38 protein-coding genes, 2 tRNA genes and 1 pseudogene are annotated in these 26,222 nt (G+C 60.0%); 24 read left to right on the top strand and 17 right to left on the bottom strand.

Going from position 1 to position 26,222, the window contains the following annotated elements; translation table 11 throughout:
* Positions 1-82: 82 nt before the first annotated feature.
* The 10 genes from AACY42_RS10575 (at position 83) to AACY42_RS10530 (ending at position 10,615) form a co-directional block, all read left to right on the top strand.
* Positions 83-159, top strand: a tRNA-Met gene (locus AACY42_RS10575).
* 140 nt (positions 160-299) lie between these two features.
* Positions 300-758, top strand: coding sequence for a ribosome maturation factor RimP (rimP, locus tag AACY42_RS10570; RefSeq protein WP_013692254.1), 459 nt, complete (start codon positions 300-302; stop codon positions 756-758).
* 59 nt (positions 759-817) lie between these two features.
* Entirely contained in the window at positions 818-2,299 is a 1,482-nt protein-coding gene (gene nusA, locus AACY42_RS10565) for a transcription termination factor NusA (RefSeq protein WP_003177868.1), read from the top strand.
* 27 nt (positions 2,300-2,326) lie between these two features.
* Positions 2,327-4,846, top strand: coding sequence for a translation initiation factor IF-2 (gene infB, locus AACY42_RS10560; protein WP_339479144.1), 2,520 nt, complete (start codon positions 2,327-2,329; stop codon positions 4,844-4,846).
* A gap of 157 nt (positions 4,847-5,003) precedes the next feature.
* Positions 5,004-5,405 carry a 30S ribosome-binding factor RbfA gene (gene rbfA / locus AACY42_RS10555; protein WP_003177871.1) on the top strand — a complete coding sequence of 134 codons (402 nt, stop codon included), beginning with the start codon at positions 5,004-5,006 and terminating at the stop codon, positions 5,403-5,405.
* A gap of 3 nt (positions 5,406-5,408) precedes the next feature.
* Positions 5,409-6,326, top strand: a complete 918-nt coding sequence (gene truB / locus AACY42_RS10550) for a tRNA pseudouridine(55) synthase TruB (RefSeq protein ID WP_339479142.1) — start codon at positions 5,409-5,411, stop codon at positions 6,324-6,326.
* Between the two features lie 143 nt (positions 6,327-6,469).
* The gene (gene rpsO / locus AACY42_RS10545) at positions 6,470-6,739 is read left to right on the top strand and encodes a 30S ribosomal protein S15 (protein ID WP_003197723.1); all 270 of its coding nucleotides are present in this window, start codon (positions 6,470-6,472) and stop codon (positions 6,737-6,739) included.
* 194 nt (positions 6,740-6,933) lie between these two features.
* Positions 6,934-9,039, top strand: coding sequence for a polyribonucleotide nucleotidyltransferase (gene pnp / locus AACY42_RS10540; RefSeq protein WP_339479140.1), 2,106 nt, complete (start codon positions 6,934-6,936; stop codon positions 9,037-9,039).
* A 125-nt stretch (positions 9,040-9,164) separates the two neighbouring features.
* Positions 9,165-9,240, top strand: a tRNA-Thr gene (locus tag AACY42_RS10535).
* Positions 9,241-9,403: 163 nt separating this feature from the next.
* On the top strand, positions 9,404-10,615 hold the full coding sequence (locus AACY42_RS10530; protein WP_339479139.1) for a tyrosine-type recombinase/integrase: 1,212 nt from the start codon (positions 9,404-9,406) through the stop codon (positions 10,613-10,615).
* On the opposite strand, the gene AACY42_RS10525 is transcribed toward AACY42_RS10530, so the two are convergent.
* The 17 genes and pseudogenes from AACY42_RS10525 to AACY42_RS10445 all read right to left on the bottom strand — a co-directional run bounded on the left by AACY42_RS10525 (position 10,585) and on the right by AACY42_RS10445 (position 20,373).
* Complete coding sequence (locus AACY42_RS10525; RefSeq protein ID WP_339479138.1) at positions 10,585-10,833, bottom strand: helix-turn-helix transcriptional regulator; 249 nt, start codon at positions 10,831-10,833, stop codon at positions 10,585-10,587. The two genes, AACY42_RS10530 and AACY42_RS10525, sit on opposite strands and share 31 nt — an antisense overlap.
* A 2-nt stretch (positions 10,834-10,835) precedes the next feature.
* Positions 10,836-11,612 (bottom strand): hypothetical protein, encoded by a 777-nt coding sequence (locus AACY42_RS10520; RefSeq protein WP_339479136.1) that lies wholly within the window; start codon positions 11,610-11,612, stop codon positions 10,836-10,838.
* Between the two features lie 85 nt (positions 11,613-11,697).
* A complete protein-coding gene (locus tag AACY42_RS10515; RefSeq protein WP_339479134.1) occupies positions 11,698-11,871 on the bottom strand; it encodes a hypothetical protein in 174 nt (57 codons plus the stop codon).
* On the bottom strand, positions 11,868-12,503 hold the full coding sequence (locus AACY42_RS10510) for a hypothetical protein (protein WP_339479132.1): 636 nt from the start codon (positions 12,501-12,503) through the stop codon (positions 11,868-11,870). Before AACY42_RS10510 ends, AACY42_RS10515 begins: the two co-directional genes overlap by 4 nt.
* The gene (locus AACY42_RS10505; RefSeq protein WP_339479130.1) at positions 12,500-12,808 is read right to left on the bottom strand and encodes a hypothetical protein; all 309 of its coding nucleotides are present in this window, start codon (positions 12,806-12,808) and stop codon (positions 12,500-12,502) included. The genes AACY42_RS10510 and AACY42_RS10505 overlap by 4 nt, the downstream gene beginning before the upstream one ends.
* Before the next feature lie 15 nt (positions 12,809-12,823).
* The gene (locus AACY42_RS10500) at positions 12,824-13,681 is read right to left on the bottom strand and encodes a phosphoadenosine phosphosulfate reductase family protein (RefSeq protein ID WP_339479128.1); all 858 of its coding nucleotides are present in this window, start codon (positions 13,679-13,681) and stop codon (positions 12,824-12,826) included.
* Positions 13,682-13,683: 2 nt separating this feature from the next.
* Positions 13,684-14,292 (bottom strand): 3'-5' exonuclease, encoded by a 609-nt coding sequence (locus tag AACY42_RS10495; RefSeq protein WP_339479127.1) that lies wholly within the window; start codon positions 14,290-14,292, stop codon positions 13,684-13,686.
* Between the two features lie 362 nt (positions 14,293-14,654).
* Positions 14,655-14,852, bottom strand: a pseudogene (locus AACY42_RS10490) (DNA translocase FtsK); the annotation flags it as partial.
* A gap of 540 nt (positions 14,853-15,392) precedes the next feature.
* Positions 15,393-15,593 (bottom strand): hypothetical protein, encoded by a 201-nt coding sequence (locus AACY42_RS10485; RefSeq protein ID WP_339479125.1) that lies wholly within the window; start codon positions 15,591-15,593, stop codon positions 15,393-15,395.
* 14 nt (positions 15,594-15,607) lie between these two features.
* Entirely contained in the window at positions 15,608-17,305 is a 1,698-nt protein-coding gene (locus AACY42_RS10480) for a YqaJ viral recombinase family protein (protein ID WP_339479123.1), read from the bottom strand.
* Positions 17,302-18,189, bottom strand: coding sequence for a RecT family recombinase (locus AACY42_RS10475; protein WP_339479122.1), 888 nt, complete (start codon positions 18,187-18,189; stop codon positions 17,302-17,304). The genes AACY42_RS10480 and AACY42_RS10475 overlap by 4 nt, the downstream gene beginning before the upstream one ends.
* Before the next feature lie 149 nt (positions 18,190-18,338).
* On the bottom strand, positions 18,339-18,482 hold the full coding sequence (locus AACY42_RS10470) for a hypothetical protein (protein ID WP_339479121.1): 144 nt from the start codon (positions 18,480-18,482) through the stop codon (positions 18,339-18,341).
* Positions 18,472-18,627: a hypothetical protein gene (locus tag AACY42_RS10465; protein WP_339479119.1), complete on the bottom strand. Its 156-nt coding sequence runs from the start codon at positions 18,625-18,627 to the stop codon at positions 18,472-18,474. Before AACY42_RS10465 ends, AACY42_RS10470 begins: the two co-directional genes overlap by 11 nt.
* Positions 18,624-18,866, bottom strand: a complete 243-nt coding sequence (locus AACY42_RS10460; protein WP_339479118.1) for a hypothetical protein — start codon at positions 18,864-18,866, stop codon at positions 18,624-18,626. The genes AACY42_RS10465 and AACY42_RS10460 overlap by 4 nt, the downstream gene beginning before the upstream one ends.
* Positions 18,867-18,936: 70 nt before the next feature.
* Positions 18,937-19,128 carry a hypothetical protein gene (locus AACY42_RS10455; protein ID WP_339479116.1) on the bottom strand — a complete coding sequence of 64 codons (192 nt, stop codon included), beginning with the start codon at positions 19,126-19,128 and terminating at the stop codon, positions 18,937-18,939.
* 71 nt (positions 19,129-19,199) lie between these two features.
* Positions 19,200-19,340 (bottom strand): hypothetical protein, encoded by a 141-nt coding sequence (locus AACY42_RS10450; protein ID WP_339479114.1) that lies wholly within the window; start codon positions 19,338-19,340, stop codon positions 19,200-19,202.
* A 355-nt stretch (positions 19,341-19,695) separates the two neighbouring features.
* Positions 19,696-20,373 carry an XRE family transcriptional regulator gene (locus tag AACY42_RS10445; protein ID WP_339479112.1) on the bottom strand — a complete coding sequence of 226 codons (678 nt, stop codon included), beginning with the start codon at positions 20,371-20,373 and terminating at the stop codon, positions 19,696-19,698.
* Positions 20,374-20,473: 100 nt separating this feature from the next.
* Here AACY42_RS10445 and AACY42_RS10440 point away from each other — a divergent pair, with 100 nt between their 5' ends.
* From AACY42_RS10440 to AACY42_RS10375, 14 genes are all read left to right on the top strand, one after another.
* Complete coding sequence (locus AACY42_RS10440; RefSeq protein ID WP_339479110.1) at positions 20,474-20,662, top strand: helix-turn-helix domain-containing protein; 189 nt, start codon at positions 20,474-20,476, stop codon at positions 20,660-20,662.
* Positions 20,663-20,664: 2 nt separating this feature from the next.
* A complete protein-coding gene (locus AACY42_RS10435) occupies positions 20,665-20,970 on the top strand; it encodes a CII family transcriptional regulator (protein WP_339479108.1) in 306 nt (101 codons plus the stop codon).
* Between the two features lie 30 nt (positions 20,971-21,000).
* Complete coding sequence (locus tag AACY42_RS10430) at positions 21,001-21,768, top strand: hypothetical protein (protein ID WP_339479106.1); 768 nt, start codon at positions 21,001-21,003, stop codon at positions 21,766-21,768.
* Positions 21,765-22,484, top strand: coding sequence for a replication protein P (locus AACY42_RS10425; RefSeq protein ID WP_339479104.1), 720 nt, complete (start codon positions 21,765-21,767; stop codon positions 22,482-22,484). The genes AACY42_RS10430 and AACY42_RS10425 overlap by 4 nt, the downstream gene beginning before the upstream one ends.
* Positions 22,477-22,713, top strand: a complete 237-nt coding sequence (locus AACY42_RS10420) for a hypothetical protein (RefSeq protein WP_339479103.1) — start codon at positions 22,477-22,479, stop codon at positions 22,711-22,713. The genes AACY42_RS10425 and AACY42_RS10420 overlap by 8 nt, the downstream gene beginning before the upstream one ends.
* The gene (locus tag AACY42_RS10415) at positions 22,710-23,153 is read left to right on the top strand and encodes a RusA family crossover junction endodeoxyribonuclease (protein WP_339479102.1); all 444 of its coding nucleotides are present in this window, start codon (positions 22,710-22,712) and stop codon (positions 23,151-23,153) included. The genes AACY42_RS10420 and AACY42_RS10415 overlap by 4 nt, the downstream gene beginning before the upstream one ends.
* A complete protein-coding gene (locus tag AACY42_RS10410; RefSeq protein ID WP_339479100.1) occupies positions 23,150-23,416 on the top strand; it encodes a hypothetical protein in 267 nt (88 codons plus the stop codon). Before AACY42_RS10415 ends, AACY42_RS10410 begins: the two co-directional genes overlap by 4 nt.
* Before the next feature lie 2 nt (positions 23,417-23,418).
* Entirely contained in the window at positions 23,419-23,679 is a 261-nt protein-coding gene (locus AACY42_RS10405) for a hypothetical protein (RefSeq protein WP_339479098.1), read from the top strand.
* 117 nt (positions 23,680-23,796) lie between these two features.
* Positions 23,797-24,003: a hypothetical protein gene (locus tag AACY42_RS10400; protein ID WP_256454349.1), complete on the top strand. Its 207-nt coding sequence runs from the start codon at positions 23,797-23,799 to the stop codon at positions 24,001-24,003.
* Positions 24,003-24,512, top strand: coding sequence for a glycoside hydrolase family protein (locus AACY42_RS10395; RefSeq protein WP_339479096.1), 510 nt, complete (start codon positions 24,003-24,005; stop codon positions 24,510-24,512). The genes AACY42_RS10400 and AACY42_RS10395 overlap by 1 nt, the downstream gene beginning before the upstream one ends.
* Before the next feature lie 4 nt (positions 24,513-24,516).
* Entirely contained in the window at positions 24,517-24,741 is a 225-nt protein-coding gene (locus AACY42_RS10390) for a hypothetical protein (protein ID WP_339479095.1), read from the top strand.
* Between the two features lie 28 nt (positions 24,742-24,769).
* Positions 24,770-25,267 carry a DUF2829 domain-containing protein gene (locus AACY42_RS10385; RefSeq protein WP_339479094.1) on the top strand — a complete coding sequence of 166 codons (498 nt, stop codon included), beginning with the start codon at positions 24,770-24,772 and terminating at the stop codon, positions 25,265-25,267.
* A gap of 2 nt (positions 25,268-25,269) precedes the next feature.
* Entirely contained in the window at positions 25,270-25,722 is a 453-nt protein-coding gene (locus AACY42_RS10380; protein ID WP_339479092.1) for a lysis system i-spanin subunit Rz, read from the top strand.
* A 70-nt stretch (positions 25,723-25,792) separates the two neighbouring features.
* Complete coding sequence (locus tag AACY42_RS10375) at positions 25,793-26,221, top strand: hypothetical protein (RefSeq protein ID WP_339479090.1); 429 nt, start codon at positions 25,793-25,795, stop codon at positions 26,219-26,221.
* The last annotated feature ends 1 nt before the right edge of the window (position 26,222 follow it).

Here is a 26,222-nt window from a genome sequence, read left to right as displayed (position 1 = left end):
CGCGATTGCGGGCTTTCTTGTAGGTGGAAGGGTTACATTGACCCTGTAAGGGATCGGTCGTATACTTCCGCCCCAGCTTTGTCGCGGGATGGAGCAGTCTGGTAGCTCGTCGGGCTCATAACCCGAAGGTCGTCGGTTCAAATCCGGCTCCCGCAACCAGTTTCAGGGGCCCCTTCCAAGGGGCTTTTTGTTAGCTGGACACTTTATAACGCCGCTGTTCGACGGCGTTTCAGGGATGGGCGATTCGCCCATTTTTTTTTATTTGCACAGCATGCACAAACATGCACGAGGGGGTTCAGGTGTCGAGCAAGCTAGAACAGTTGCAGGCCTTGTTGGCCCCGGTGGTCGTGGCCCTTGGCTATGAATGCTGGGGTATTGAGTTTTCGGCTCAAGGTCGCCACTCACTGTTGCGCGTTTATATCGATAAGGAAGGCGGCGTGTTGGTGGATGATTGCGCCATCGTCAGCCGTCAGATCAGCGGTGTACTGGATGTTGAAGATCCAATCACCTCCGAATACACCCTTGAGGTTTCCTCGCCAGGCATGGAGCGCCCCCTGTTCACACTTGAACAGTTCGCTTCGTTTGCCGGTGAACAAGTGAAGATCAAGCTGCGCTCGCCTTTCGAAGGACGGCGCAACTTTCAAGGCCTTCTGCGCGGTGTAGAAGAGCAGGACGTCGTGGTGCAGGTAGATGACCATGAGTTTCTGTTGCCGATCGATATGATCGACAAGGCCAACATTATTCCCAGTTTTGACTGATACGTGCCAGATACTGCGGATCCCGCGGATCCAATGGCTTGCGAAAGGCGAGGCGTACGATGAGCAAAGAAGTACTGCTGGTTGTTGAGTCGGTATCCAATGAAAAGGGCGTACCGGCTAACGTTATTTTTGAAGCGCTGGAGCTGGCCCTGGCCACTGCTACCAAGAAGCGGTTTGAAGACGAAGTTGATTTGCGTGTGGAAATCAATCGCCACACTGGTGCCTACGAGACGTTCCGTCGCTGGACGGTGGTCGAGGAAGCCGACCTGGACGATCCGGCTATCGAAACCTGGCCGAGCAAGGTTGCTGAAACGCATCCGGGCGCCAAGGTCGGTGATGTAGTAGAAGAAAAAATCGAGTCCATTGAGTTCGGTCGCATCGCTGCACAGACTGCCAAGCAGGTTATTGTGCAGAAGGTTCGCGAAGCTGAGCGCGCGCAAGTCGTCGACGCTTATCGCGAACGCCTGGGGGAAATCATCTCCGGCACCGTGAAAAAAGTCACCCGCGACAACGTGATCGTCGACCTGGGCAACAACGCCGAAGCGTTGTTGGCTCGCGAAGACATCATCTCTCGCGAAACTTTCCGGGTCGGCGTGCGTTTGCGTGCGTTGCTCAAGGAAATCCGCACCGAGAACCGCGGCCCGCAGCTGATCCTGTCGCGTACCGCGCCGGAAATGCTGATCGAGTTGTTCCGCATCGAAGTGCCGGAAATAGCTGAAGGCCTGATCGAAGTCATGGCCGCCTCCCGTGATCCGGGTTCGCGTGCCAAGATCGCGGTCCGCTCCAAGGACAAACGCATCGACCCGCAAGGCGCCTGTATCGGCATGCGTGGTTCGCGTGTCCAGGCCGTATCCGGCGAGTTGGGCGGCGAGCGTGTGGACATCGTCCTGTGGGACGACAACCCGGCTCAGTTCGTGATCAATGCCATGTCGCCTGCTGAAGTGGCGGCAATTATCGTCGACGAAGATGCCCACGCCATGGACATCGCCGTTGGCGCAGACAATCTGGCTCAGGCCATCGGTCGCGGTGGTCAGAACGTGCGTCTGGCCAGCCAGTTGACTGGCTGGACCCTGAACGTGATGACCGAATCGGACATCCAGGCTAAGCAGCAAGCTGAAACTGGCGATATCCTGCGCAACTTCATCGAAGAGCTTGAAGTCGATGAAGAGCTGGCGCAGGTGCTGGTGGATGAAGGCTTTACCAGCCTGGAAGAGATTGCCTACGTACCGGTGGAGGAAATGCTCAACATCGACGGCTTTGACGAGGAGATCGTCAACGAGCTCCGCGCTCGGGCCAAGGATCGTTTGTTGACCAAAGCCATCGCTACTGAGGAAAAGCTGGCAGACGCCCATCCGGCCGAAGACCTGCTCTCGCTTGAGGGCATGGACAAGGATTTGGCGATGGAACTGGCGGTGCGCGGCGTAATTACCCGCGAAGACCTGGCCGAGCAGTCTATTGACGATCTGCTCGACATCGACGGCATTGACGATGATCGTGCCGGCAAGTTGATCATGGCCGCCCGAGCCCACTGGTTCGAGTAATTAGGCGCGGCCTGAGGAGAGAAGTGCATGACGCAAGTCACGGTGAAACAACTGGCCGATGAGGTCAAAACACCGGTAGAGCGCCTGTTGCAGCAGATGCGTGAGGCAGGTCTGCCGCACACCGCCGCCGAGGAACATGTGACCGACAGTGAGAAGCAGTCCCTGCTGACTCACCTGAAGAGCAGTCACAAGGCGAAAGTGGAAGAACCGCGCAAGATCACTCTGCAGCGTAAAACCACCAGCACCCTGCGTGTTGCCGGTAGCAAAAGTATCAGCGTTGAAGTGCGCAAGAAGAAAGTCTTCGTACAGCGCAGCCCGGAAGAAATCGAAGCCGAGCGCAAACGTGAACAGGAAGAACGTCGCGCAGTAGAGAATGCTGCTCGTCAGAAGGCTGAAGAAGAAGCCAAGCGTCGCGCCGAAGAAGAAGCGCGTCGCCAGCCTGCTGCAGCGCAAACGGCTCAGGTAGCATCCGCCGAGGCTGTTGCCTCGGTAGCCGAGCCTGTGCGCGAAGCCGCTCCGGTCGTGGCGCCAGCGCCGGCTCCGGCCGATACTCGCAAGCGCGACGAACAGCGTCGTCCGGACAAGCCACGTGCCGACGACAACCGTCGTGGCAGTGGCGATGGTGAGCGCAAGAACGCGCCTCATCGTGCTTCGGTCAAGGAAAAGGCACCAGCACCTCGTGTTGCGCCACGTACCACCGACGAGGAAAGCGACAGCTTCCGTCGTGGCGGTCGCGGCAAGGCCAAGCTGAAGAAACGCAACGCCCACGGTTTCCAGAGCCCTACCGGCCCTGTCGTGCGCGAAGTGAAGATCGGCGAGACCATCACTGTGGGCGATCTGGCCCAGCAGATGTCGGTCAAGGCTGCTGAAATCATCAAGTTCATGTTCAAGCTGGGTACGCCAGCCACTATCAACCAGGTACTGGACCAGGAAACTGCCCAGCTGGTTGCTGAAGAGCTGGGCCACAAAGTGACCCTGGTCAGCGACACCGCCCTGGAAGATTCCCTGGCCGAGTCCCTGAAGTTTGAAGGTGAGGCGGTTTCCCGTGCACCGGTCGTGACCGTCATGGGTCACGTTGACCACGGTAAAACGTCCCTGCTCGACTATATTCGTCGTGCGAAGGTGGCGGCTGGTGAGGCTGGCGGCATTACCCAGCACATCGGTGCCTACCACGTTGAAACCGACCGCGGCATGGTGACGTTCCTCGACACCCCGGGTCACGCCGCGTTTACCGCGATGCGTGCCCGTGGTGCCAAGGCAACTGACATCGTGATCCTGGTGGTTGCAGCGGACGACGGCGTGATGCCGCAAACCATCGAAGCCGTTCAGCATGCCAAGGCTGCTGGCGTACCGCTGGTGGTTGCAGTGAACAAGATCGACAAGCCGGGTGCTGATCTCGATCGCATCCGCAGCGAACTGTCGGTTCACGGCGTGACCTCCGAAGAGTGGGGTGGCGACACTCCATTCGTTCCGGTCTCGGCGAAGATGGGTACCGGCGTTGACGAACTGCTCGAAGCCGTTCTGTTACAAGCCGAGGTTCTGGAATTGACCGCTACGCCTTCGGCTCCTGGCCGTGGTGTGGTTGTTGAATCGCGCCTCGACAAGGGCCGTGGCCCGGTGGCGACCGTCCTGGTTCAGGACGGTACGCTGCGCCAAGGCGACATGGTCCTGGTCGGCTCGAACTATGGCCGCGTGCGCGCCATGCTCGACGAGAACGGCAAGCCCATCAAAGAAGCCGGTCCGGCTATCCCTGTCGAGATCCTCGGCCTGGATGGCACCCCGGACGCTGGCGACGAGATGAGCGTTGTGGCTGACGAGAAGAAAGCCCGTGAAGTGGCTCTGTTCCGTCAAGGCAAGTTCCGCGAAGTCAAACTGGCTCGTGCTCACGCTGGCAAGCTGGAAAATATCTTCGAGAACATGGGCCAGGAAGAGAAGAAGACGCTCAATATCGTCCTCAAATCCGACGTCCGTGGCTCGCTGGAAGCGTTGAACGGCGCCTTGAATGGCCTGGGTAACGACGAAGTGCAAGTGCGTGTGGTCGGTGGCGGTGTCGGTGGTATCACCGAATCCGATGCCAACCTGGCCCTGGCCTCCAACGCTGTACTGTTTGGCTTCAACGTGCGTGCCGATGCCGGCGCTCGCAAGATCGTCGAGCAGGAAGGCCTGGATATGCGTTACTACAACGTGATCTACGACATCATCGAAGACGTCAAGAAAGCCCTCACCGGTATGTTGGGCAGTGATGTTCGCGAGAACATCCTGGGTACCGCTGAAGTGCGTGACGTGTTCCGTTCGCCGAAGTTTGGCGCGATCGCCGGTTGCATGGTGATCGAGGGTGTTGTTCACCGTAACCGTCCGATCCGTGTACTGCGTGAAGACATCGTGATCTTCGAAGGCGAGCTGGAATCCCTGCGCCGCTTCAAGGATGACGCTTCCGAAGTACGTGCTGGCATGGAATGCGGTATTGGCGTCAAGAGCTACAACGACGTCAAGGTCGGCGACAAGATCGAAGTCTTCGAGAAGGTCCAGGTTGCTCGCAGCCTCTAACTCGCGCACTTCAAGAGCCGCACCGGGCAGCCGCATGAACATGCTGCCTGGCTGGCGGACTCTAAACGCAACGCCCGGTCTGGCTTTTGCCAGGCCGGGCGTTTGCCGCTTTCAGACCTTGCGGGTTTCACCGCAGGGCAGTAACAGGTAACAAGACATGGCAAAAGAATACAGCCGTACCCAACGAATCGGCGATCAGATGCAGCGCGAGCTGGCCCAACTGATCCGTCGCGAAGTCAAAGACCCGCGCGTCGGCCTGGTCACCATTACCGCAGTGGAAGTCAGTCGTGACGTCGGTCATGCCAAGATTTTCATCACCGTGATGGGCCAGGACAGCGCCGAAGAAATCGCCCAGAGCATCAAGGTGCTCAACTCGGCTGCCGGCTTCCTGCGTATGCAGCTGGCCCGGGAGATGAAGCTGCGCAGCGTCCCACAGCTGCACTTCCACTACGACGAAAGCGTCGTGCGTGGTGCGCATCTGTCGGCCCTGATCGAACGCGCCGTGGCCGAAGACAGTCAGCACCCGGTTGCGGCTGAACCCGAAGACACCAAGGAGTAATCGGTGGCTCAGGTCAAACGTATCCGTCGTAACGTCAGCGGTATCATCCTGCTCGACAAGCCGCTGGGGTTCACCTCCAACGCGGCGTTGCAGAAGGTTCGCTGGCTGCTCAACGCTGAAAAGGCCGGGCACACCGGTAGCCTCGATCCGCTGGCCACTGGCGTGCTGCCGCTGTGCTTTGGCGAGGCGACCAAGTTCTCCCAGTACCTGCTCGATTCCGACAAGGGCTATGAGACCCTGGCGCAACTGGGTAAGACCACTACCACGGCGGATGCCGAAGGTGAGGTTTTGCTCGAACGCCCGGTGACCGTTGGTCAGGCCGATGTCGAAGCGGTGTTGCCGGGTTTTCGTGGGCAAATCAGTCAGATACCGCCGATGTACTCCGCTTTGAAGCGCGATGGACAGCCGCTGTATAAACTGGCCCGTGCAGGCGAAGTAGTGGAGCGTGAACCGCGTTCTGTTACTATTGCGCGCTTGGAATTGCTGGCCTTTGACGGTAATACTGCGCGGCTGGCCGTGGATTGCAGCAAGGGCACCTATATCCGGACCCTGGTAGAGGATATTGGTGAACAGCTCGGCTGTGGCGCGTACGTGGCAGAATTGCGACGGACCCAGGCCGGGCCTTTCGCGTTGGCCCAGACGGTTACGCTGGAAGAGCTTGAAGCGGTACATGCCGAAGGTGGCAATGAAGCGGTCGACCGTTTCCTGATGCCATCGGACAGCGGGTTGCTGGATTGGCCGCTGTTGCAGTTCTCGGAACACAGTGCGTTCTACTGGCTCAACGGCCAGCCGGTACGTGCCCCGGACGCGCCGAAGTTCGGCATGGTCCGGGTACAGGATCACAACGGTCGTTTCATCGGTATCGGTGAAGTGAGCGAAGACGGGCGCATTGCGCCGCGTCGACTGATTCGGTCGGAATGACCGGAACCAGCCTGCGTAACAGCAGGTTGGCGAGTGTGGCTGTTAACAGGCACGGTCACTACTCATTTATAGATACAGGGATTTGTCCCTGGCCTGTTGAAGCTGTTTCCTTGAAACAGTTTCCTGACTAAAAGGATTGCCTCATGGCTCTCGACGTTCAAGAAAAAGCTCAAATCGTAGCTGACTACCAGCAAGCTGTTGGTGACACTGGTTCGCCAGAAGTGCAAGTTGCACTGCTGACCCACAACATCAACAAACTGCAAGGTCACTTCAAGGCCAACGGTAAAGATCACCACTCCCGTCGTGGTCTGATCCGCATGGTAAACCAGCGTCGTAAGCTGCTGGACTACCTGAAAGGCAAGGACGTGAGCCGTTACAGCGCTCTGATCGCTCGCCTGGGTCTGCGTCGCTAATCAGCGATTGCGCTAGAGGTTGGTTGTCTGTCGTGCGTCAGTGGGTTTCCCGCTGGCGCATGGCAGGCTCCCAGCCTCAAGTTTTATCTGGATACACGTTTTACCCTGGACAGACGTCGGGCCGATTCCCGTCATTGCCCAAGAATTTCGCAAGAAGACAAGTTCCCCAAGAGCCACAAAGAAGGTAGGACACCGTGAACCCGGTAATCAAAAAATTCCAGTTCGGTCAGTCGACCGTTACCCTCGAGACTGGCCGTATCGCCCGTCAGGCCTCCGGCGCAGTGCTGGTCACCGTTGACGACGACGTCAGCGTATTGGTGACCGTTGTCGGTGCCAAGCAAGCCGATCCAGGCAAGGGCTTCTTCCCGCTGTCTGTTCACTACCAGGAAAAGACTTACGCTGCCGGTAAGATCCCTGGCGGTTTCTTCAAGCGCGAAGGCCGTCCTTCCGAGAAAGAAACCCTGACTTCCCGACTGATCGACCGTCCGATCCGTCCGCTGTTCCCAGAAGGCTTCATGAACGAAGTGCAGGTTGTCTGCACCGTCGTGTCCACCAGCAAGAAAACCGATCCGGACGTCGCTGCGATGATCGGTACCTCGGCTGCCCTGGCGATTTCCGGCATTCCTTTCGATGGCCCGATCGGCGCTGCCCGCGTCGCGTTCCACGAAAGCACCGGCTACCTGCTGAACCCGACCTACGAGCAACTGAAAGCCTCGAGCCTGGACATGGTCGTGGCCGGTACTTCCGAAGCCGTGCTGATGGTTGAATCCGAAGCCAAAGAGCTGACCGAAGACCAGATGCTGGGCGCCGTGCTGTTCGCCCACGACGAATTCCAGGTGGTGATCAACGCCGTCAAGGAACTGGCCGCTGAAGCCGCCAAGCCAACCTGGGCCTGGGCTCCGCAAGCCGAGGCCACCGAGCTGCTGGGCTTGATCCGTGCCGAGTTCGGCGAAGCGATCTCCCAGGCCTACACCATCACCGTCAAGGCCGACCGTTATGCACGCCTGGGCGAGCTGAAAGACCAGGTCGTTGCCAAGCTGTCTGGCGAAGAAGGCCAGCCATCGGCCAGCGACGTCAAAGCTGCTTTCGGTGAAATTGAATACCGCACCGTTCGCGAAAACATCGTCAACGGCAAGCCACGTATCGACGGTCGCGACACCCGTACCGTACGTCCGCTGAACATCGAAGTCGGCGTTCTGCCAAAGACCCACGGTTCGGCACTGTTCACCCGTGGCGAAACCCAGGCGCTGGTCGTTGCAACACTGGGCACCGCCCGTGACGCGCAACTGCTGGACACCCTGGAAGGCGAAAAGAAAGACCCGTTCATGCTGCACTACAACTTCCCGCCGTTCTCGGTGGGCGAGTGTGGTCGCATGGGTGGCGCCGGTCGCCGCGAAATCGGTCACGGTCGTCTGGCCCGTCGTTCGGTCCAGGCTATGCTGCCTGCCGCTGACGTGTTCCCGTACACCATTCGCGTGGTATCGGAAATCACCGAGTCCAACGGTTCGAGCTCGATGGCCTCGGTCTGCGGCGCTTCCCTGGCCCTGATGGACGCCGGTGTGCCGATGAAGGCGCCAGTTGCCGGTATCGCCATGGGGCTGGTTAAAGAGGGCGAGAAATTCGCCGTCCTGACCGACATCCTGGGTGACGAAGACCACCTGGGTGACATGGACTTCAAAGTGGCCGGTACCGCCAAAGGCGTCACCGCACTGCAGATGGACATCAAGATCAAGGGCATCACCGAAGAGATCATGGAAATCGCCCTGGGCCAGGCCCTGGAAGCGCGCCTGAACATCCTCGGTCAGATGAACCAGATCATCGGTCAGTCCCGTACCGAACTGTCGGAAAATGCTCCGACCATGATCGCGATGAAAATCGACACCGACAAAATCCGTGATGTCATCGGTAAAGGCGGCGCGACCATCCGTGCGATCTGCGAAGAAACCAAGGCTTCGATCGACATCGAAGACGACGGTTCGATCAAGATCTTCGGCGAAACCAAGGAAGCGGCAGAAGCAGCACGCCAGCGTGTCCTGGGTATCACCGCAGAGGCCGAGATTGGCAAGATCTACGTCGGCAAGGTTGAGCGCATCGTCGACTTCGGCGCGTTCGTCAACATCCTGCCGGGCAAGGACGGTCTGGTTCACATCTCCATGCTGAGCGATGCTCGCGTCGAGAAAGTGACCGACATCCTCAAAGAAGGTCAGGAAGTGGAAGTGCTGGTACTGGACGTGGACAACCGCGGCCGTATCAAACTGTCCATCAAGGACGTCGCAGCAGCCAAGGCATCGGGCGTTTAATCACCCCGTCGCCTAACCGCTGAACAAGCAAACGCCCCGACTGGTTCGGGGCGTTTTGCTGTGCGGTGAAAATCCCTGTGTCGCGGGTTGCCTGGCCACAGGGGACGGTGCTAGGTTTAGCCACCGCCCGTGTAGCTCAGTCGGTAGAGCAGCGCACTCGTAACGCGAAGGTCGCAGGTTCGATTCCTGTCTCGGGCACCAAACGTACTTCCAGCAGATCCCGATGGGTTCCGCGACCACTGATAAGCCGCCGACTATGGCGGCTTTTTAGTTCCGTCGAGTTCCGATTAGATCCTATGCGTTCCGCGCAGAAATAGTACATCATCCAGCACATCTTAATTTCGAGTGACTAGGTGATGTACTAATGCCCCTCACGGACACAGCGGTTCGCCAGGCCAAGCCGGCAGTCAAGGCGTACACCATCACGGATGGCAGCGGGCTTTCCCTGCACATCGCGCCCAACGGCACCAAGGCGTGGCACTTCCGGTTCTCCTGGCACGGCAAGCAAGCGCGGATATCCCTCGGCACCTATCCAGAGATTGGCCTGCGCGATGCCCGGGAGCGGCGGGACCAGTCGCGAGCGCTGGTGGCCAAAGGTATCGACCCGCGCATCGAGCGACGGCAGGCGAAGGCAGAGGCGGCCGTGCGCCATGAGAACACCTTCGAGGCTGTGGCGAACCGCTGGCACGCCTTCAAGGTGCCGCGCTGGGCAAAGTCCATGAAGGGTGCCGCCGCACAGTCCAGGCTCTACCTGGAAAAGGATTTGATCCCGGAGATTGGGAAATACCCGTTGGACCAGATCAAGCGGGCGGACGTGCTGAGGGCTATGCGCCGGGTCGAGAAACGCGGAGCCCTGAACTCAGCCAAGAAGTGCCGTTCCTGGCTCAACGAGATATTTCGATACGGGATGGCCGAGGGCCTGATAGACATCAACCCGGCCTCCGACCTGGACATAGTCGCCATGCCGGAGCCGCCGGTGCAGCACAACCCATTCTTGAAAATGCATGAGTTGAAAGACTTTCTCAGGACTCTGCGCGATGACAGCTGTGCCAGCTACGTGCGCAGCGCTATCAGGCTGCTGCTGTTGACGGGTGTACGTACGATCGAGCTGCGCAGCGCGACCATCGATCAATTCGACTTCGACAATGCGCTATGGGCGATACCGGCGGGGATTGTGAAGCAACTGCAGAAGAGGGTAAGGACGCAAAGCGGGGAGATTCCTGCATACCTGGTCCCGCTTTCGCGGCAGGCAGTGGAAGAGGCGAAGCGCGTGCACCAGATGACCGGGGGCTACCGCTTGCTTATCGCGGGTCGCAATGACCCGCGCAAGCCAATAAGCAATGCCACAGTCAACGCAGCTATTTCACGCATGGGATACAAGGGCAGGCTCACGGGCCACGGGATCCGCGCCACGATATCAACCGCCTTGAACGAGAAGGGATACAACGAAAAGTGGATCGACGCTCAGCTATCGCACATTGGCGACTCGTACAACCATGCTGAGTTTGTGGAGCAGAGGCGGGGGATGATGCAGGACTGGGCCGATTACCTGGATTCGTTGGAGTCCGGCGACTGACCGCGAGCCGCCGCCAGCTTGTCCCTGCTCCATTGCAGAACCTCTGACTTCACCCAGGCAACGGCGCGGCCACCCAGCTTTACCTGTTTCGGGAAGCGGCCATTGCTGGCCATGTCGTAGATGGTGCTTTGGCTCAGGCCTACCAGCTCAATTACCTTGGGGAGCCTCATGTATTCGACCGGCGCATCCTGCTGGTCGTCGTTGCGTGCGGTGTTCATGGTTATTCACCTTTCATGCATTTGAAGTAATCGGTTGGCGGTGTTTCGATAGCCGCCGCTCGGCGCCGTGCTTTGTTGCCGTTGCCAGGGCTGAAGTCTGGGATGTCGCAGTCGCAGCGAGTGGTGCACGACTGGGGGAATTGGCATTGCCCCTTGTCGGCTGGCGCGGATTGCAGGCGCTCTAACCCGTCCACGATCTCAAACCAGCTTGTGTTGTCACCGTCCAGGCTAAGTACCTTAGCTGCCCGTGCGTGAAGCTGTTTGATGTAGAACTGCCGGTCGCTACTGGAGTTGTCGTGTTCGGCTTGTGCCTCCTTGAGACGTACCACCTCAGCCCGTAGCTCAGCACACCTTGCCTTCCATGTGAGGTCATCAAATTCATGCTCACCGATGTAGGCAAGGATACGGTAGCGTTCCACCTCAGCCTGTAGCCGGGTGATGGCTTGGTGCTCTCCGCCAGCAGGCGGCACAGGGTCAGCCATGGCGGCGGGGTTGAGGGCGGACAATTGGCGCTGCACCGCATCGCGCAATACCTCCATTGAAGGGATCGGCATTTCTCGCTCGGCCTCAATGAATGTTTCCAGGCGGAAAAGTGCCGAATCAAGAAGCTCACGCAGCTCATCAACCCGCTGATCCTGCACTGTGAGGCGCTGCTGTAGGGCCAGGTTCTCGGCGGACACGCGGTTGAAGTCGGCGGCCAGCACAACGGACAGTCGCCCCAAGGCCGCGCCTTCAACAAGCCCATATTTTCCCACGTAGTACCGCTTCACGCTTTCCATACACCCTCCTGACGCCGAACACTGAATTTATAAGCGGCATATGGAGCAGCCGCATTGAGCACCAGCACACCAATCAGAAAACAGATCATGACTGACCCTCTCGCGCCCGCTGCTCTGCCATCAGGGCCTGGCGCTTCTTGCTGCATTTGTCGTGGTTGCCATGGGCGCGTGACTTGTCGCAGATGTCGCACATGACGTTGAGGTCGAGGGGCTTCATTGGAGCCCCGCGAATGGTGGTTTTGCGGCGGAGGGCGGTCATGGCATCACCCGCTTGAACTCAACGACCCAGACCCAGGGGTTGGCGTCCCATGCGCCGGCGCCATTGATTGATTCCCATAGGTAGGCGAATTGACCAACTGCCGTCGGCCTGCCGGTCATGTTGTGATCGGCGACCATGTCGTATCGCTCCTGCGCATCGGCGAGCTGGTCTAGGTCTATACCTTCTGCCTCGGCCTGCCCATCGCTAATGTCCTGCAAGCGCTCGACGCGCACGTCGGTGATCTCCAGCAGGATGCGACAGGCCGCCCGCGGCATGTGAATGCTTGGCTTCCATTTGAGGCCGAAGTCTTTGCGCGCTTCGTCCCCATGTGATCCCGGCCGCGTGTCGGCGCCGTAGGCATAACGCTGTAGAGGTCCATCCGGATCAGGACGATGCTCTACCCCGGCGCCCCGAAGATCCATGAATGTCTCGCGGACATACAGGCGGTCGCCGGGTTGTCCAAACGGACTGTTGTCGCGTACCTCGACAGGGCCGATTTCGTTCCCGGCCAGCCAGCAGCCAGTGGCCTTGTCTTTGAGCGGAAACTTGACCGCCCGCCGCGTGACAGTCTTCTGGCCGCCGAGGATGGCACGCACCATCGGGCCGCCGAATAAAATCGGGCGCTCTTTCACGACGTCACCTCCAACAACTGAATAACTTCCTTGATGCCTTGCGCGCGGCTGTACGGCTGCGCCTCGGCGTTGAGCGCCAGGTCTTGAGCAGCCTTGGCCACGACCTTTGGGTTGCGGATCGACGCGCCCAGGGCCTGGACGAAGTCCACGGCGTACCGCTTGCCCTCCAGGAACATGACGCGGTTGATTGGGCCGGTGATGACCAGGTCGGGCAGATGCTCGTTGGCCACGATTGGTGGCAGAAGCTTTGACGCAGGGACAGCCTTGCGGGCGCGGTCAAGCGCCTGCTGTGCAAGTGAGTTCATGGGGGATGCCTCGGGTTAATCGCCGCAGAAACAGGCAATTGCCTCGTCGTGGTCGGCGAACATGTCGAATTGGGTGTCGGAGTAGTCGATCATTTGCTGATAGCTGGGGCGGTCACTGCGGAAACGGGCGCCGTCACCTGTGAACTTGCCACCAGACACCACTGAGCTTTCCATGCGTGCCCACCAGTAGCCCTTCGGCCGGTCGCTCGCGATGATCGAGTAGACCTGTTTGGCTCCCTTCAGGAAGCAGAGGTCGCAGTTGCCTTCAAGCGTCCGGCCGTTGATCGTCGGCAGCATCAAATTGAATCCTTGTCTGGCCCAGAAGTCCGTCACGTCCTGCACGCTCACTCCAGCATCAGCCAACGGCATAACCATCGTGGCCCACTTACTTTCGCTGGTGCTTTTGCGGTGCCGAATCTTCACTACGCGGCGGGGCTCGTCGGCGCGGATGCCGGTCATCATGTCCACCGGGCTCTCTTCGGTAGAAAGACCCAGACTGCGCAAGTATTTGTGGATGATGCGGATCTTCAGATCGATGGTGCAGAACCTGGTCACTGGGTTGGGCAGGTATTTCCGTTTGCGGATCAGTGCCTCGAACGGCTCGCCCTGGCGACTTGCGCTCGCGAAGTCGACCACCTCAAACCCGGCCTCGTTGTCCCGGAACTCTAACCAGACAATCGGCACCGCCCAGCGCTCGGCGCAATCCCGGACAAACTCCAGGGTGGCGGGGTGTTCCTTGCCGGTGTTGGCAAAAGTGATTATCAGGTCGTCCAGATCGGTGTTGCTGTCCAGCACCTGGCGCAGCATATAGGCACTGGTCCGGCCGCCAGAGAAGCTGACGACCGTCTTCCCTCGCAGCCGGTAGTGGTTCATGGTCAAGCTACCTGAGCAGGCGGGTTCATGGCGAAGTACACGCGGGCACAGGCCTCGGTGTCTGGTCTGGCGCGGTGGCCGCCGACCAGTTCTTCACCGGTGAAGTGCAACAGGGCCTCGGCCACGGTGGGCTGCTTGAACTGCTTGCCGAAGCCCGCACGGATCATCTTTTCAGTGGGGGGGCACTGCACCAGGTTCTTGCTGGTCTGGCAGGTGCAGTAGCCGGGGGTGGTCTTGAAGGCATCGGCCGCTTCCTTGCCCCGGTACCGCGACAGAGCAATGCGCATGATCCGGTCATCGAAGTTGATGTTGTGGGCGATGCGCAGGCCGGCGCGGTCATGAATCGCCATGAAGCCGTCCAGTGCTTCCGACTCAGGGATACCCAAGTCCATGGCCATTTCGTTGGTGATGCCGTGGATCGCAGTGACGTCAGCAGGGATCACCCAGCCATCAGGGCGTACCATCGCTTCGAAGGAATCGACCAGGGCGCCGTTGGCGTCGTAGGCCAGAATGCAGATGTCCACCAGATGCGGCTGGCGCGGGTCATCGCTTGGGTCGCGGAACAGTGGCAGGCCGGTGGTTTCGGTGTCGTACGGGGTCAGCAGGTTCATGGGCACTTTCCTTTAGGAAAAAACAAAGGCGCCCGTAGGCGCCTGTGGTGTTTCGGTTGGGTGGGATTGGGCGGTTACGCCACGTCGCTGAGCTTGGCGATGACCTTGAACTTGTGCTCCAGCGCGGTCGGGCCTTCGGTTTCGAGCTCGATCACATTGTTATCCAGCAGGCGCAGCAGCAGAACGGCGGCCTGGTCGCTGTCGATTGCCATCCGGCTTTGAATCCATGCCGCGTCCAGGGTGCTGGTGACCTTGAGCACGACCAGTTGGGCGGCATCGTTGTAGGTGAATTCGCCAAACTCCGTGCCGTCGTCGGTGCTCGCCTTTTCGATAAAACTATCGACTTCTTCCAGGGTCTGGGATGGCGCCGGCGCCAGCACCTCGCGGGTGCCGTTGGTGTTCATGGCAGTGACCACACCGCCCGCTTCCATGGTTTCGATCATGCGGGCGGCGCGGTTGTAGCCGATCCTCAACTTGCGTTGCACAGCGCTGATGCTGGCGCGGCGCGTTTCAACCACGAACGCAACGGCTTCGGCATACAGCGTGTCTTGCTCATCACCAGAAATTACCTGTTCGCCGTCCGGCTCATCTGGCCCGGTTGGCTGCTTGTCGAACAGGCTGCCGGTGATGTCGCTCACATGCAGCGCCAGGTCTTTCTGGTCGCGGTCCGGCTGGATGAAGTCCAGGCCTTCGGCGTAGTCGGTCGGCGCCAGTACCAACAGGCAGAGCTTGCCGGCCACGTCGATAAGGCCTGCCCGGTTCGGGTCGTGGGCATCGATCGATGCCGAGATGGTGATTGCCTTCGGCTTGAACTTGGCGTCCTGGACCGTCAACGGGATGGTATCGACGCTGCGAGAACTGATGATTGCGATTGCCCGATACACCGACTCGGTAGCCGCGTCCGTCAGGCGGGTGATGACTTCCTGCTGGCTGCCCTCGTTCAGCTTGCTCCAGGGGGCGTGGATATTCTTGATCTCGAACAGCGCCGACTCAACCAGGTCATGCACGGTCAGTTCGTGAGCCAGGTCAGACGGCGCCAGACCGGCCAGCTTTGCACGGTCGATGATTGCCTTGTGTTCCATCTTCATGGGGGCGTTTCCTCAGTGTTTGGCGATGCGTTCGAGCTTCGACTGTTGCGCCGGGCTCAGGTTGGTGTGCGCGCCGTAGCGCTTGAAGCTGGCCCGGATGTTCTCGACGAATTCCAGTTCCCATTCACCGCTGGCATGCAGCTCAGCGGCGACAAGGACACCAATGAACTCTTCGAGGCTGTCGTAGGCCTCAAGGACAGATTGGTTAGCCATGGCTGGCCTCCGGCTTAAGCGGCGGCTTGGCTGCTCTGCACTGCCTGGATGTGGCTGATCAGGGCGTTACAGATCAGCGGGAAGTCGCCAGCGCGGTACAGCGAGGCCCCTTGCTTGCGTTCAACCGCTTCGAAGCCCAGGGAGCGCATGAAGTCGGCCGAGACCGTGAAGCCCAGGCGGGCGGCGATGTCACCCAGCTTGATGCGCTGGCCGTCGTCGGCTGCTGGCTTGGCGACTGAAGCTACATTGGCAACTGGCGCTAGCTCTTCCGGGGCTTTATCGCTTTCCTCTGGCACCGGGGTAAGTTGGGCCAAAGCAGCGAGCGCCTGTTGTTCGTCCTGACGCCGAGTGTCTTCGGATTGCTTGGCCTGTATGGCTACCTGCTCTTGCGCCTCAAGCCGCTTCTGTTCCTCTTCTTCCCGAAGCTTATTGGCGGCCTGTTCCTGGTCATGCTCGTTGATGCGCACCTTGATCAGCGCCACCAAGTCATCGTTGGCCTTGAGCACCAGGTCTTGGGCGTCGTGGAACAGGAAGGCGTGGTTGACGGCCAGCTCGCGCAGGCTGGCGAGGTTGGTGCGGATGCTGTCGGCGATGCGGTTGGCTTCGAGCATGGCCCGGGTCAGCTCGTTGCCTGCCGCTTCCTTCAGGCTGGCAACCGTCTTCTTGCCCTTGATGACGCCGGCGAAGTCCGCCACCACCTTCGGCATGCGGATCTTGCCGCCCAGGGTGCCGTTGATCTTGTCGATGTGGGTTTGCAGGTCCTTGGCCGCCTCCATCACGATATCGCTACGGATGAAGTCCTTGCGGGTCTTGACCAGCTTTTCCAGTTCCAGGCGCTTGCGGCGCGCCTCGGCGGCGATGTCATCAATGGCCTTGAACAGGGCGTCGATGCTTTCGGTTTGGCTTAAGGCGTGCTCCTTGGCGGCCTTGAGCTTGTCCTCAACATCACCGCACCACTTGACCGTTGTCTCTGCGTCGGCGAAGTCCTGGTCGGTTTTCAGCTCGGTGTTGATGTCGCCAAACACCGCCATGGCGTGTTGCTTGAAGGCATCCAGGTTGCTGGCGGTCACCATGCCGGTGACCTCGATGCGCAGCGCCGGCAGTTGGTCAGGCGCGGAACCGATGACCTCAACCTTGGCCTCTTTGACCTCGAACGTTCCCAAGTCCTCTTCGAACTTGGCCCAGCCGGCTACCAGCAGTTCGGCCCGGCCATCGACAGGCCGGTATTCCATGTGGTCGAAGTTCTCCATGGTGCCGTCGGAGCACACGAAAATCACTTTCTCGGCGCCGCTGACCAGCAGTTGCTGCTCAAGCTGCCAGTAGTAATGGGGATCCAGCTCGCCGGCCTTGATCTGGGCGACGAGCGCCTGATTCCACAGCTTGTGCTCGAACAGTGTCTCACCGAGCATCGTCGCGCCATCCATGGAGGCCAGCAGGTTGCCCTCGGTGCCAACGACCGGGTACAGCTCTTCGCCGATCATGGCTTCAACCAGCGGGCGGGCCAGCTCTTCGGTGGCGTGCCCCTTGTCGAAAGCGCGCTGCTGCTGAGGCGTCACCTCCGGCGTGATGCCGGTTTTCTTCATGGCGAGCAGTTCGGTGCGGGTCTGGTACTTCGACGCGCCCATCATGGCCGGAGCCTCTGAGGCGGTGAAGTGCTGGGCACGCAGCGCATGCCACTCGGCGGATCCTTGAGCAACGTTATGGATGATCATTCTGCAACCCCTTCAAGTGGTTTCAGCTTGTTGATGGTTTCGGCCTGGGCAGCCGTGAGGGTGTATTTGCTGGCGATCGTCCCGATAACTTTCTCGGGGGTGGTTTTGTTGGAGTCGATGGCGGCTTGCCACTTCGGCAGGTTCTCGTTGAGCTTGTCGTCGGGGTAGGCCGGGAGCGCTTCGGGCTCTGTGTTGCGTTGCGGCGATACATCGCGCATTGGCTGGGCGACCTCTTCCAGCTCGTCGGGGCTGTAGACACCCAGGATCACGTCCGGGCAGTACAGGCGCGACCAACGCTTGACGGCGAGGTACGACAGCTGCTGGCGCGGATCGTCAGCCCAGAGCCCACTGTTGCGTGTCCGCGCCTGAGCCAACAGCAACTCAATGACGCGCGGTTCGTCTTCGCCGCGAAACGTCGCCCAGACCTTTACGCCAAGCCCCTCTTCGTCGGCCATCTTCCAGCCAGGAACGCGGTATTCGCCTTTCTCGCCCTTTCGGATCTCGAACTTGCCGATCACCTTCGACCAGTCGCCGTACCACTCGTAGTGCAGCCGATCCTTTACCGGCGCCCGGCTGGTGATGACCGCGTTTACAAGCTGGGCTTCGTATCCAAGCACGCCGTTCACCTGGTGGGTTTTCTGGGCAACGGAGAATGGGTTCATTCCCCATTGCATCGATTGCATGATCACCGCCAGGCAATCGGCGGGGTTGCCATTGAAGTGCTTTGGCACCGTGGCGCGCCCGGTAGCCATCAGATCGGCCAGACGCATCATCTTGTCCAGGCTGTCACCGTCCAGCACCAGGGAGCTGGTGCTTATGGATGCATGCGGCAGGACATTCAGGGTTTGTTCTTGCGCAGTCGGCGCCAAGCTTTGTTTGGACACAAGAGTTTCCTTGCCGCGACGTGCGCAGCATTGAGGGGGTTTAAGGGGTTATTGAGTGATCAGGCCGCCGATTGCGGGGGCCAGGAAAACGGTGAGGATGAACACGGCGCCGGTGATGGCAGAACCCAGGCGGATGGCTTGGCGGGTGGTCATGGCATCCTCACAACGATCATTCCCCGCCGGATCTCGATGCGGGTTTCAGGTGGCAGGTCGGCCACAAAAACAAAACCCTGCTTTTGCAGGGCTTCGGCCAGTTGTTTGCAGGTTCGAGCGATGATCGTTCTACCGTTCATGGCGGCGCTCCAGTTGCATGCAGCGCTCATCAGAGCGCCAGTCGCCGGCCTCGAACGGGTAGTCGTTCGGCTCGGCATCGTCTTCGATCGGTTCGGGCTCATCGTCCAGGTCGGGCGGGTCGAGCCACATGTCGTAGGCGCTCACGCCCGCGCCATCCGGTCATCGCGGCAGAGCCTGACTACTCGGTTGCTGCGCACCGCATTCACCCGGTGGTGCAGCAGCGCCGCGCTGTTGTGGTCAACGTCGCCACACATCAGGGCGTAGGAGATCATCCCAGCCGCGTAGCAAAGTTCTGATTCGGAGCCGACCAGGTCACCGGCGGCCAGGTTCCGAGCCTTTTCAAGTCGTTCCTCGAAAATCGTTCGTGCTGTCTTGTTGAACATGGTCGCCTCCAGAGTGGCGGTGGTTTGCATCCGTCTGCCCACTCGGGGGGAATGGACAGAGGTGATGCATTCAGCCTTCGCAACCCATCTGGTAGTTGCTGCCGTGCTCTTTGCTGCAAAACGGCAGTTCCCGTGTCCGGACGTATGCTCTTCCGGTTGATGGGTGGCGGGATCGATCGATGATTTCCCGCTTGAAGACGGGTTCGGCTGGCTTACCGCAATAGGTGCATTTAACTGGTGCTGCTGGTTGTTGCTCGGTCATGGCTGTTGCTCCGGTTGATTTCCCGTCTAGCCCTGTCGCCAAGGCCAGCCAGTGAAATCGCGTCTTGCTGCTCAAGAACGGCGCGCTTCAGCCATGGCCGCGTCGCGAGTGTCGGCGGCCAGGTCCGCAGCCCAGAAGCGACCAGCGCGGACGTGGGCGATGATGTCGCGGTTCGCTGAGCGTGCTTTCTGTACGAGTGCTTGTTTGGTCATGGTTGGTTCTCCGGTTGTTTTCCCAATGCACCCGGTCGCCCAGGTGCATCAGTGAAAAATTCCGTGTTTCCTTAACTCCAGCCGCGACCCTGTCCGCTGGAAAACTGATTCGGGGCTTTGCGCTGCGCACCCTGGGACAGTTGCCATCCCTCTGGACCGTTGAGGCCGGTCCATCGCTTGCCTTGTTGCTGGCCGGTAGTGATCCGGCAGGGGTAGAGCTAAAGAGCGGTCGCGTATTGCTGCGATGTGCGAACGATACGAAAACGGATTGATTCCGTCAATACGTAAATGCATCGATTTTTCTCCGGGCGAAAAAAAAGCCCGCTCAGTGGCGGGCTCTTCGGGTTTCTTGGGTCTACAGCTTTCTTGAGTTCCAGGCCAGCAGCACCCGGGCATGAATGCGCAACAGGTCCAGCTCAGCGCCCTTGATGTCATACGGGGGGAAGGCATCGTTGTCGGAGATCATGCGGATCATCTTTGGCAGGCGCTGCAAGCGCTTGATGTACAGCATTCCGTCCAGCGAGAATAGGTAGACGCCATCAACCACCACCTCGTTGACCCCCTTGTCGATGATCAGCGGGTCACCACTGGTGAACGTCTTGTCCATGCTTTCGCCGAAGCCGGTAACCACCGCCAGGTTCTCCACCCGGCTGAAGTTGACGCCCTGTTCCCGCAGATATTCCTGGCGAACGGTGATGTTGCGGATGGTCTCGATGTAGTCGCTGGGCGCGACCTGTCCTGGCCCCATGGAGCCCATCACATCGTATTGAGGAATGTCGATATCGCCCCTTACCTTGGGGGCAAAGTTCGCCGGCACCACGTTTGATACTTTCTCGCCGCCGCGCCAGAGCCAGTCGGACGTCACGCCCAAGGCCTTGGCCAACTTCTCCACGTTGTCTTGACGCGGGTTCTTTGAATCGCCTGTGATGATGCGGTGAATGGTGGGCTGATTGACGCCAGAGCGCCGGCCAAGCTCGCCCTCCGACAAGCCAAGGCGCTCCATTTCCGCAGCCAATCTATCGCCAATCTTCATCCAAACACCCAATAAGAAAACGTATTAAAAAAGGAGTCTATTGCCTCGGCCAATCCGCTTGCGTATCATCGTCAATACGTAAACGCATTGGTGAGCCAACATGACCATTAAGAAAATGCTTGCAGACCTTGCCGGCTGGGGCTTTTCCCAGGCTGCAATAGCCAAGAGAGCCGGCACCACCCAACCAACGATCCACCGCGCAAGCAAAGGCGCGGGCATCGGCTACGAGACCGGTAAGGCCATCGAAGCCATGCACGAAGAGGCGAAAGCCTCCAAGTCGGCGGCCTGATCATGTCGAGCCCATTGAACCAAGAGCAGACCGTAAGGGCCCGCAAGAACTACGCCGTCTTGATGCAGAAGCTTGCGTCGATCGGCAACGCACCCGTGGCGCTTGCAGTGGGTTGCGACGAAGCAACAATCAGCCGCATGAAGCCGGAGAAGTTCCAGCAGTTCGCCGAGATCCTTTCCGTGCTCGGCTTGAAGATCGTGCCCGAGGAAATGCGCTGCTTTAACGAGCAAGACATTGCGATGTTTATCCACGGCTCGAAGCGCTGGATGGAGCACATCCAGGGCGTTGACCAATTGGCGGAGGGTTGATTCGTGGATTGGCTAAGGCTCTGGCACGACATGCCAAACGACCCGAAGTGGCGAACGATTGCCCGCGTATCTGCGCAACCGATATCCCTGGTCCAGGCGATGTACGTGCATTTTCTCGTCGATGCGTCACGAAATGTCACGCGTGGTCACGTGACAGTCACGAAAGAGGACATAGCGTCCGCTTTGGACGTGACAGACGATCAGGTAGAGGCTGTTTTTAATGCCATGCAAGGTCGCGTAATGGATGGGTGCCAACTCACTGGATGGGACGGCAGGCAGCCCAAGCGTGAAGACACCGGAAACCCGGAAACAGGGGCTAAGTCGGCAGCTCAACGTAAAAGAGAGCAGCGCGAGCGCCAGAGAAGCGGGAAGGAAGAAACTACCAAAAATGACATGTCACGTGATGTCACGAAAAGTCACGACAGATTAGATAAGAGAAGAGAAGAAGATCTAAAGCAAACACCCCCTTTATCCCCCCTTACCGAAAATCCGGCTCCAACCCCAGAGCCGAAGGCCAAGCGCAAAGCCCGACTCCCGGAACCGTTCAACGTCTCCGGTGACATGCGCAAGTGGGCAGCCGACCGCGCCCCAGCCGTGCACCTGATCAACGAAACAGAAAAGTTCGTGAACTACTGGCGCGGCAACGGCGCAACCAAGGCCGATTGGATCGCCACATGGCGCAACTGGCTGCTCAAGGCCCAGGAAGACGCCAACCGCCGCATGACCGCACCGCACAGAACCAACAACCAACCGTTGGACATGACCAGCACTGACTGGGCACTGGAGCCGATCCTATGAAACGCGTTTCGGAAATCACCAAAGGCCTCGACCCGCAGCAGGCACTGGCACAGATCCCGCTCGCACAGCCGATCAAGGTCGATCAGCGCACAGCCGAGATCGTGAACACCGTTTTCGACAAGCTCCAAGGCATTTTCCCGGCATGGCGCCAGGCCTGGGCCGATGACAAAGCGCTGTACAACGCCAAGCGCGAGTGGATCGCAGGCTTTGTGCAAGGCGGTATCAACAGCGATGAGCAGCTGGCCTTCGGGTTCCAGCAGGCCCGCAAGTCATCAAGCCCATTCCTGCCCAACGTCGGCCAGTTCGTTGCCTGGTGCAAGCCAACGCCAGAACAGATTGGCCTGCCGCATGAGGCGGACGCCTGGATTCAAGCCCTCGAAGGCAAGTACAGCCACGACGCTGTGCGAATTGCAGCCGAAGCCACGAGCACGTTCGACCTGCGCACAGCCAGGGCCGACGACAAGGCGCTGCGCCAACGCTTCGAACGCAACTACGCCATCGTCATGCGCCGCGCACAGACCGGCCAACCGCTCGAAGGGCGAATCGCCAAGGGCATCAGCAGCGACAGCATGCGGCCACGCGAGCAGGTCCAGCTCGAGCACAGCCGCAAGCAGGCCGACGAGCTGGTAGCCGCCCTCGAAATCCCCAAAGACCCCAATTCCTGCCGCGCCATGCTGCTGGCCAAGCTCAATATCCGGAGAGATGACCATGCGTGAACTCAATTGCAGCCTTTGCCGCCATCGCTCGGCCATCCTCAGGCTCAGCCATGAGTCAGGCGCGGTCTGTCGTGTCTGCCTGGGCATCGGGGAGGAAGCGCCAAAGCGCACGCTTCGCGCTCTGGGCTTTCTGTTCCGGATGACGTGCGACACCTGGCCTGCAGGGTGGCTCAAGTCCAAGAGCGAAGCGCTGATCAATCACGACCGGGCTCTGCGGGGTGACGTATGAGCGATCTCAAACCCGTGTCGTTCTTCGTGCCCGGCGAGCCAGTAGGCAAGGGCAGGCCGCGTGTAACCACCATCGGCGGACACGCTCGCATGTTCACGCCCAAGAAAACCGCCGACTACGAAACCCTGATCGCCGAAGCTGCGCATGAATCCATGCAGGGCCGCGAGCTGATCGCCGGCCCCGTGATGATGGAATTGGCCATCCGTGTGCCCGTGGCCGCGTCCTGGTCCAAGAAGAAAACCGCCGCAGCGCTGACAGGCGAAGTCATGCCAACCAAGAAGCCCGACGCTGACAACGTGCTGAAAGCGATCTGTGACGGCATCAACGGCATCGTGTTCTGCGATGACGTCCAGGTGGTCAACGTCTCGCTGAGCAAGCGATTCAGCGCAACACCAGGCGTAACCGTGCGTGTCGTACCACTTGTGGGAGCGAACTCATGAAACCAATCCTGAAATGGGCCTGCCGCGAACTCGACAACGGCTGGGTGATGATTGGCGTCGACGTAGATCTGTCCACGCCCGAGGAACCGGAATGCATGCTGGGGCTGCGCAGGGCTGTGCATCCGTTCCACTTCGAAGAAATGGACAGCCCGGTTATGGGTTTGAAAGCGGTTATATCCGAAATGGATGAATTCATGCGTCGGGCGGTGGCGGCGAGCGCGCCAGATCGCTCTGCCTCGCGCGTGTGCGCGTTTGAGGCCTAACCATGCTTGCCCTGGTCGAGCAGCGTGTTGACTGGTTCGCCGTCATCACCGTGCTGTCGCGCTCCGGCTACTCCCCGCAGTCGGTTGCGGACGCTATCGGCGTGGCTCGCACCACGCTACTGGGTTGGAAACAGGGCGCAGAGCCTCGCTACACGGAGGGCGAGCGCCTTGTGTCGTTCTGGTGCCAGATCACCGGCAACGACCGTACAAGACTGCCCATGGTCGCTGTTGGCGACTGGTGGGCTTATCACTCGAAAGCTTGAGGGTGAACTTGCCGCCCGCGAAATAGTCGGGATCCCGACACCCCGCTCCGATGATCCTTGCCGTCATCGCTGCCCCGCCACAGTGCGGGGCTTTTTTTTGATCGGGGAGAAACAATCTTGAACGCAGCCCAAGACGTAGCCGTTGAGGCAACCAAAGCCGCGCCGCCAATCATCGTGTCAGGGGCCATGCTGTTCGGTATGACGCCTGCCGAGTGGGTCACAGCGCTGACTGTGCTGTACCTGGTGTTGCAGATCGGCCTGTTGGTGCCGCGCTACTGGGCTCAGTTCCGTGATTGGGTTCGCCCGAACCGGACGCAAGGCTGATGAACGCTCGCCAGCGGGTTGCCGTCGCCCTCCTGACCATGTCGCTTGGCGGCCTGGGCGCCTGGAAGGCGAACGAGGGCTTCACCGATCACGCGGTCATCCCCACTAAGGGCGACGTGCCCACCATCGGCCACGGCTCGACCCGCTACGAAGACGGCACACCCGTCCGCATGGGCGACACCATCACCCCGCAGCGCGCTGACGTGCTGGCCCGCAACCTGATCAGCCAGGACGAGAAGCTGTTTGCTGCGTCCATCCAGGGCGTGAAGCTGCACCAGGATGAGTTCGATCTGTACATGGACTTCATCGGCCAGTACGGCATCGGCACCTGGCGCAAGTCCTCGATGCGCACCAAGTTGCAGACCGGCCAGTACGCCCAGGCGTGTGCCTCGCTGCTCAAGTACCGCTTCGCCGCCGGCTTCGACTGCTCCACCCCAGGCAACAAGCGTTGCCAGGGCGTGTGGACGCGCCAGCTCAAGCGCTATGACAAGTGCATGGGGGCGCAGTAAGACCATGCCAAAGCAGCCCTACACACCATGCAAGCTGTACGTCGATGGTGCTGACGGCATCGCAGTTGGCGACTACATCACCACGTCGGGCGGCTCGGCCTATCTGGTCCAGACGCTTCGCGTGAGTCGCACCAGGCCCGAGCGCAAGCATATGCAGTGCCTGCGCTGGCCGATCGCTGACATTCCTGGCGATGCGCGGCGTTTCACGCTGACTTGGTATGCACGATAAATTCCCCACCACCACCGAGAAACCCCCAATGATCACTCACTACATCGGCACCAAGATTGTTATTGCCCTGGCCATGACCAGGCTTGCGTACAACGACTATCGGGGCTGGGCTCTGCCAGCCGACGAGAATGGGGCCGATGACGGCTACCTGGTTGAGTACACGGACGGCGGTGCGCCCAACCATTCCGCCCACGACGGGTACATCAGCTGGTCACCCAAGGCGCAGTTCGATGCGGCCTATCGTCCAGCCGATGGCATGAGCTTTGGCCTTGCCATCGAAGCGTTGAAGATGGGCAAATGCGTTGCGCGGGCTGGGTGGAACGGCAAAGGCATGTGGCTCGTTCTCGATCCCGGCTCAGTTGTAAGCGAGGTGCGCGAGGGCAGCGCATACCACAAGGCCGGTGTTACTGGCGCCTTCACGATCAATCCACACATCGACATGAAGACTGCAACCGGTGAAATGCAACCGGGCTGGCTCGCTTCGCAGACCGATATGCTTGCCGATGACTGGCAGTTGGTTGGCTGACCATGGGCGCCATGACTCGCTATCTCATCGTTGGGCTGGCTGTGGCGCTCATCCTCGCCGGTTGGCGCCTCGACCATGTCACCACCAGCCTGGACGCAGCAACGGAGCGCGTGGGCACGCTGGAGCGCGCAGCAGACTCTCGCCGCAACACTCAGAAGCTCTTGCTTCAGCTCGACACCCAACACACCCAGGTACTCACCGATGCTCAAGCCCAGAACAAAGCCCTGCTTGCTCGTATTGGCACTGGCACTCAGCGGCTGTCAGTCCCAGCCCGTTGCCCAGTCGTGCGAACCGGCCCAGGCCCCAGCAGCGTGGATGATGCAGAAGCGCGAGCCGAACTTGACCCGGCGGCTGGTCAACGAATTGTCGCCATCACCAACGACGGAGACGAAGCCATCATTGCCTTGAATGCCCTGATTGATCACGTCAACGCCGGTTGTCTCCCTCGCAAATAGTCGGGAACCCGACAGCCCACCACCACGATGCTGGCCCTCGTTGATCAACAACCAACCCGAGGCCAGCACCATGCCAGCTCCAGAACTCACCACGCAGACTCCCGGCGAACCCCTCGCCACCATGACCCCGATTGCGTCCGCCGTTACTGGCGCCGCTGGTGAGTCCACCACCATCCAAGCCCAGGCACCACTGTATGCCGCCAAGCACAACGGCGGTGGGCGCTGGATCGTCATCGACGAGAACGCCCCGCTGGTTGACGGCAAGGTCGTGAAGGTCGGCGACTTCGTTGGCGCCAGCAAGGAAGAGGCCGAAAGCGAGGCCCTGCGCTTGGCCGATGGCGGCGACCCCCTCGTCATCGATGCCCAGCGCGACAGCGACCGCGAGACCCTGAGCCAGCCCAAACCAGCAGCAACCGGCGCCGTCGATCCAACCACCCTCAAACAGGCAGTCATGACACCAGACGGCTGGCTGTGCCCTGAGCCGAAGATCAAGGAGTAAT

Origin of the sequence: Pseudomonas sp. RL_5y_Pfl2_73 (genome assembly GCF_963970515.1) — a bacterium.
Classification (GTDB): domain Bacteria; phylum Pseudomonadota; class Gammaproteobacteria; order Pseudomonadales; family Pseudomonadaceae; genus Aquipseudomonas.
This window is presented reverse-complemented; position numbering and strand designations above follow the sequence as displayed.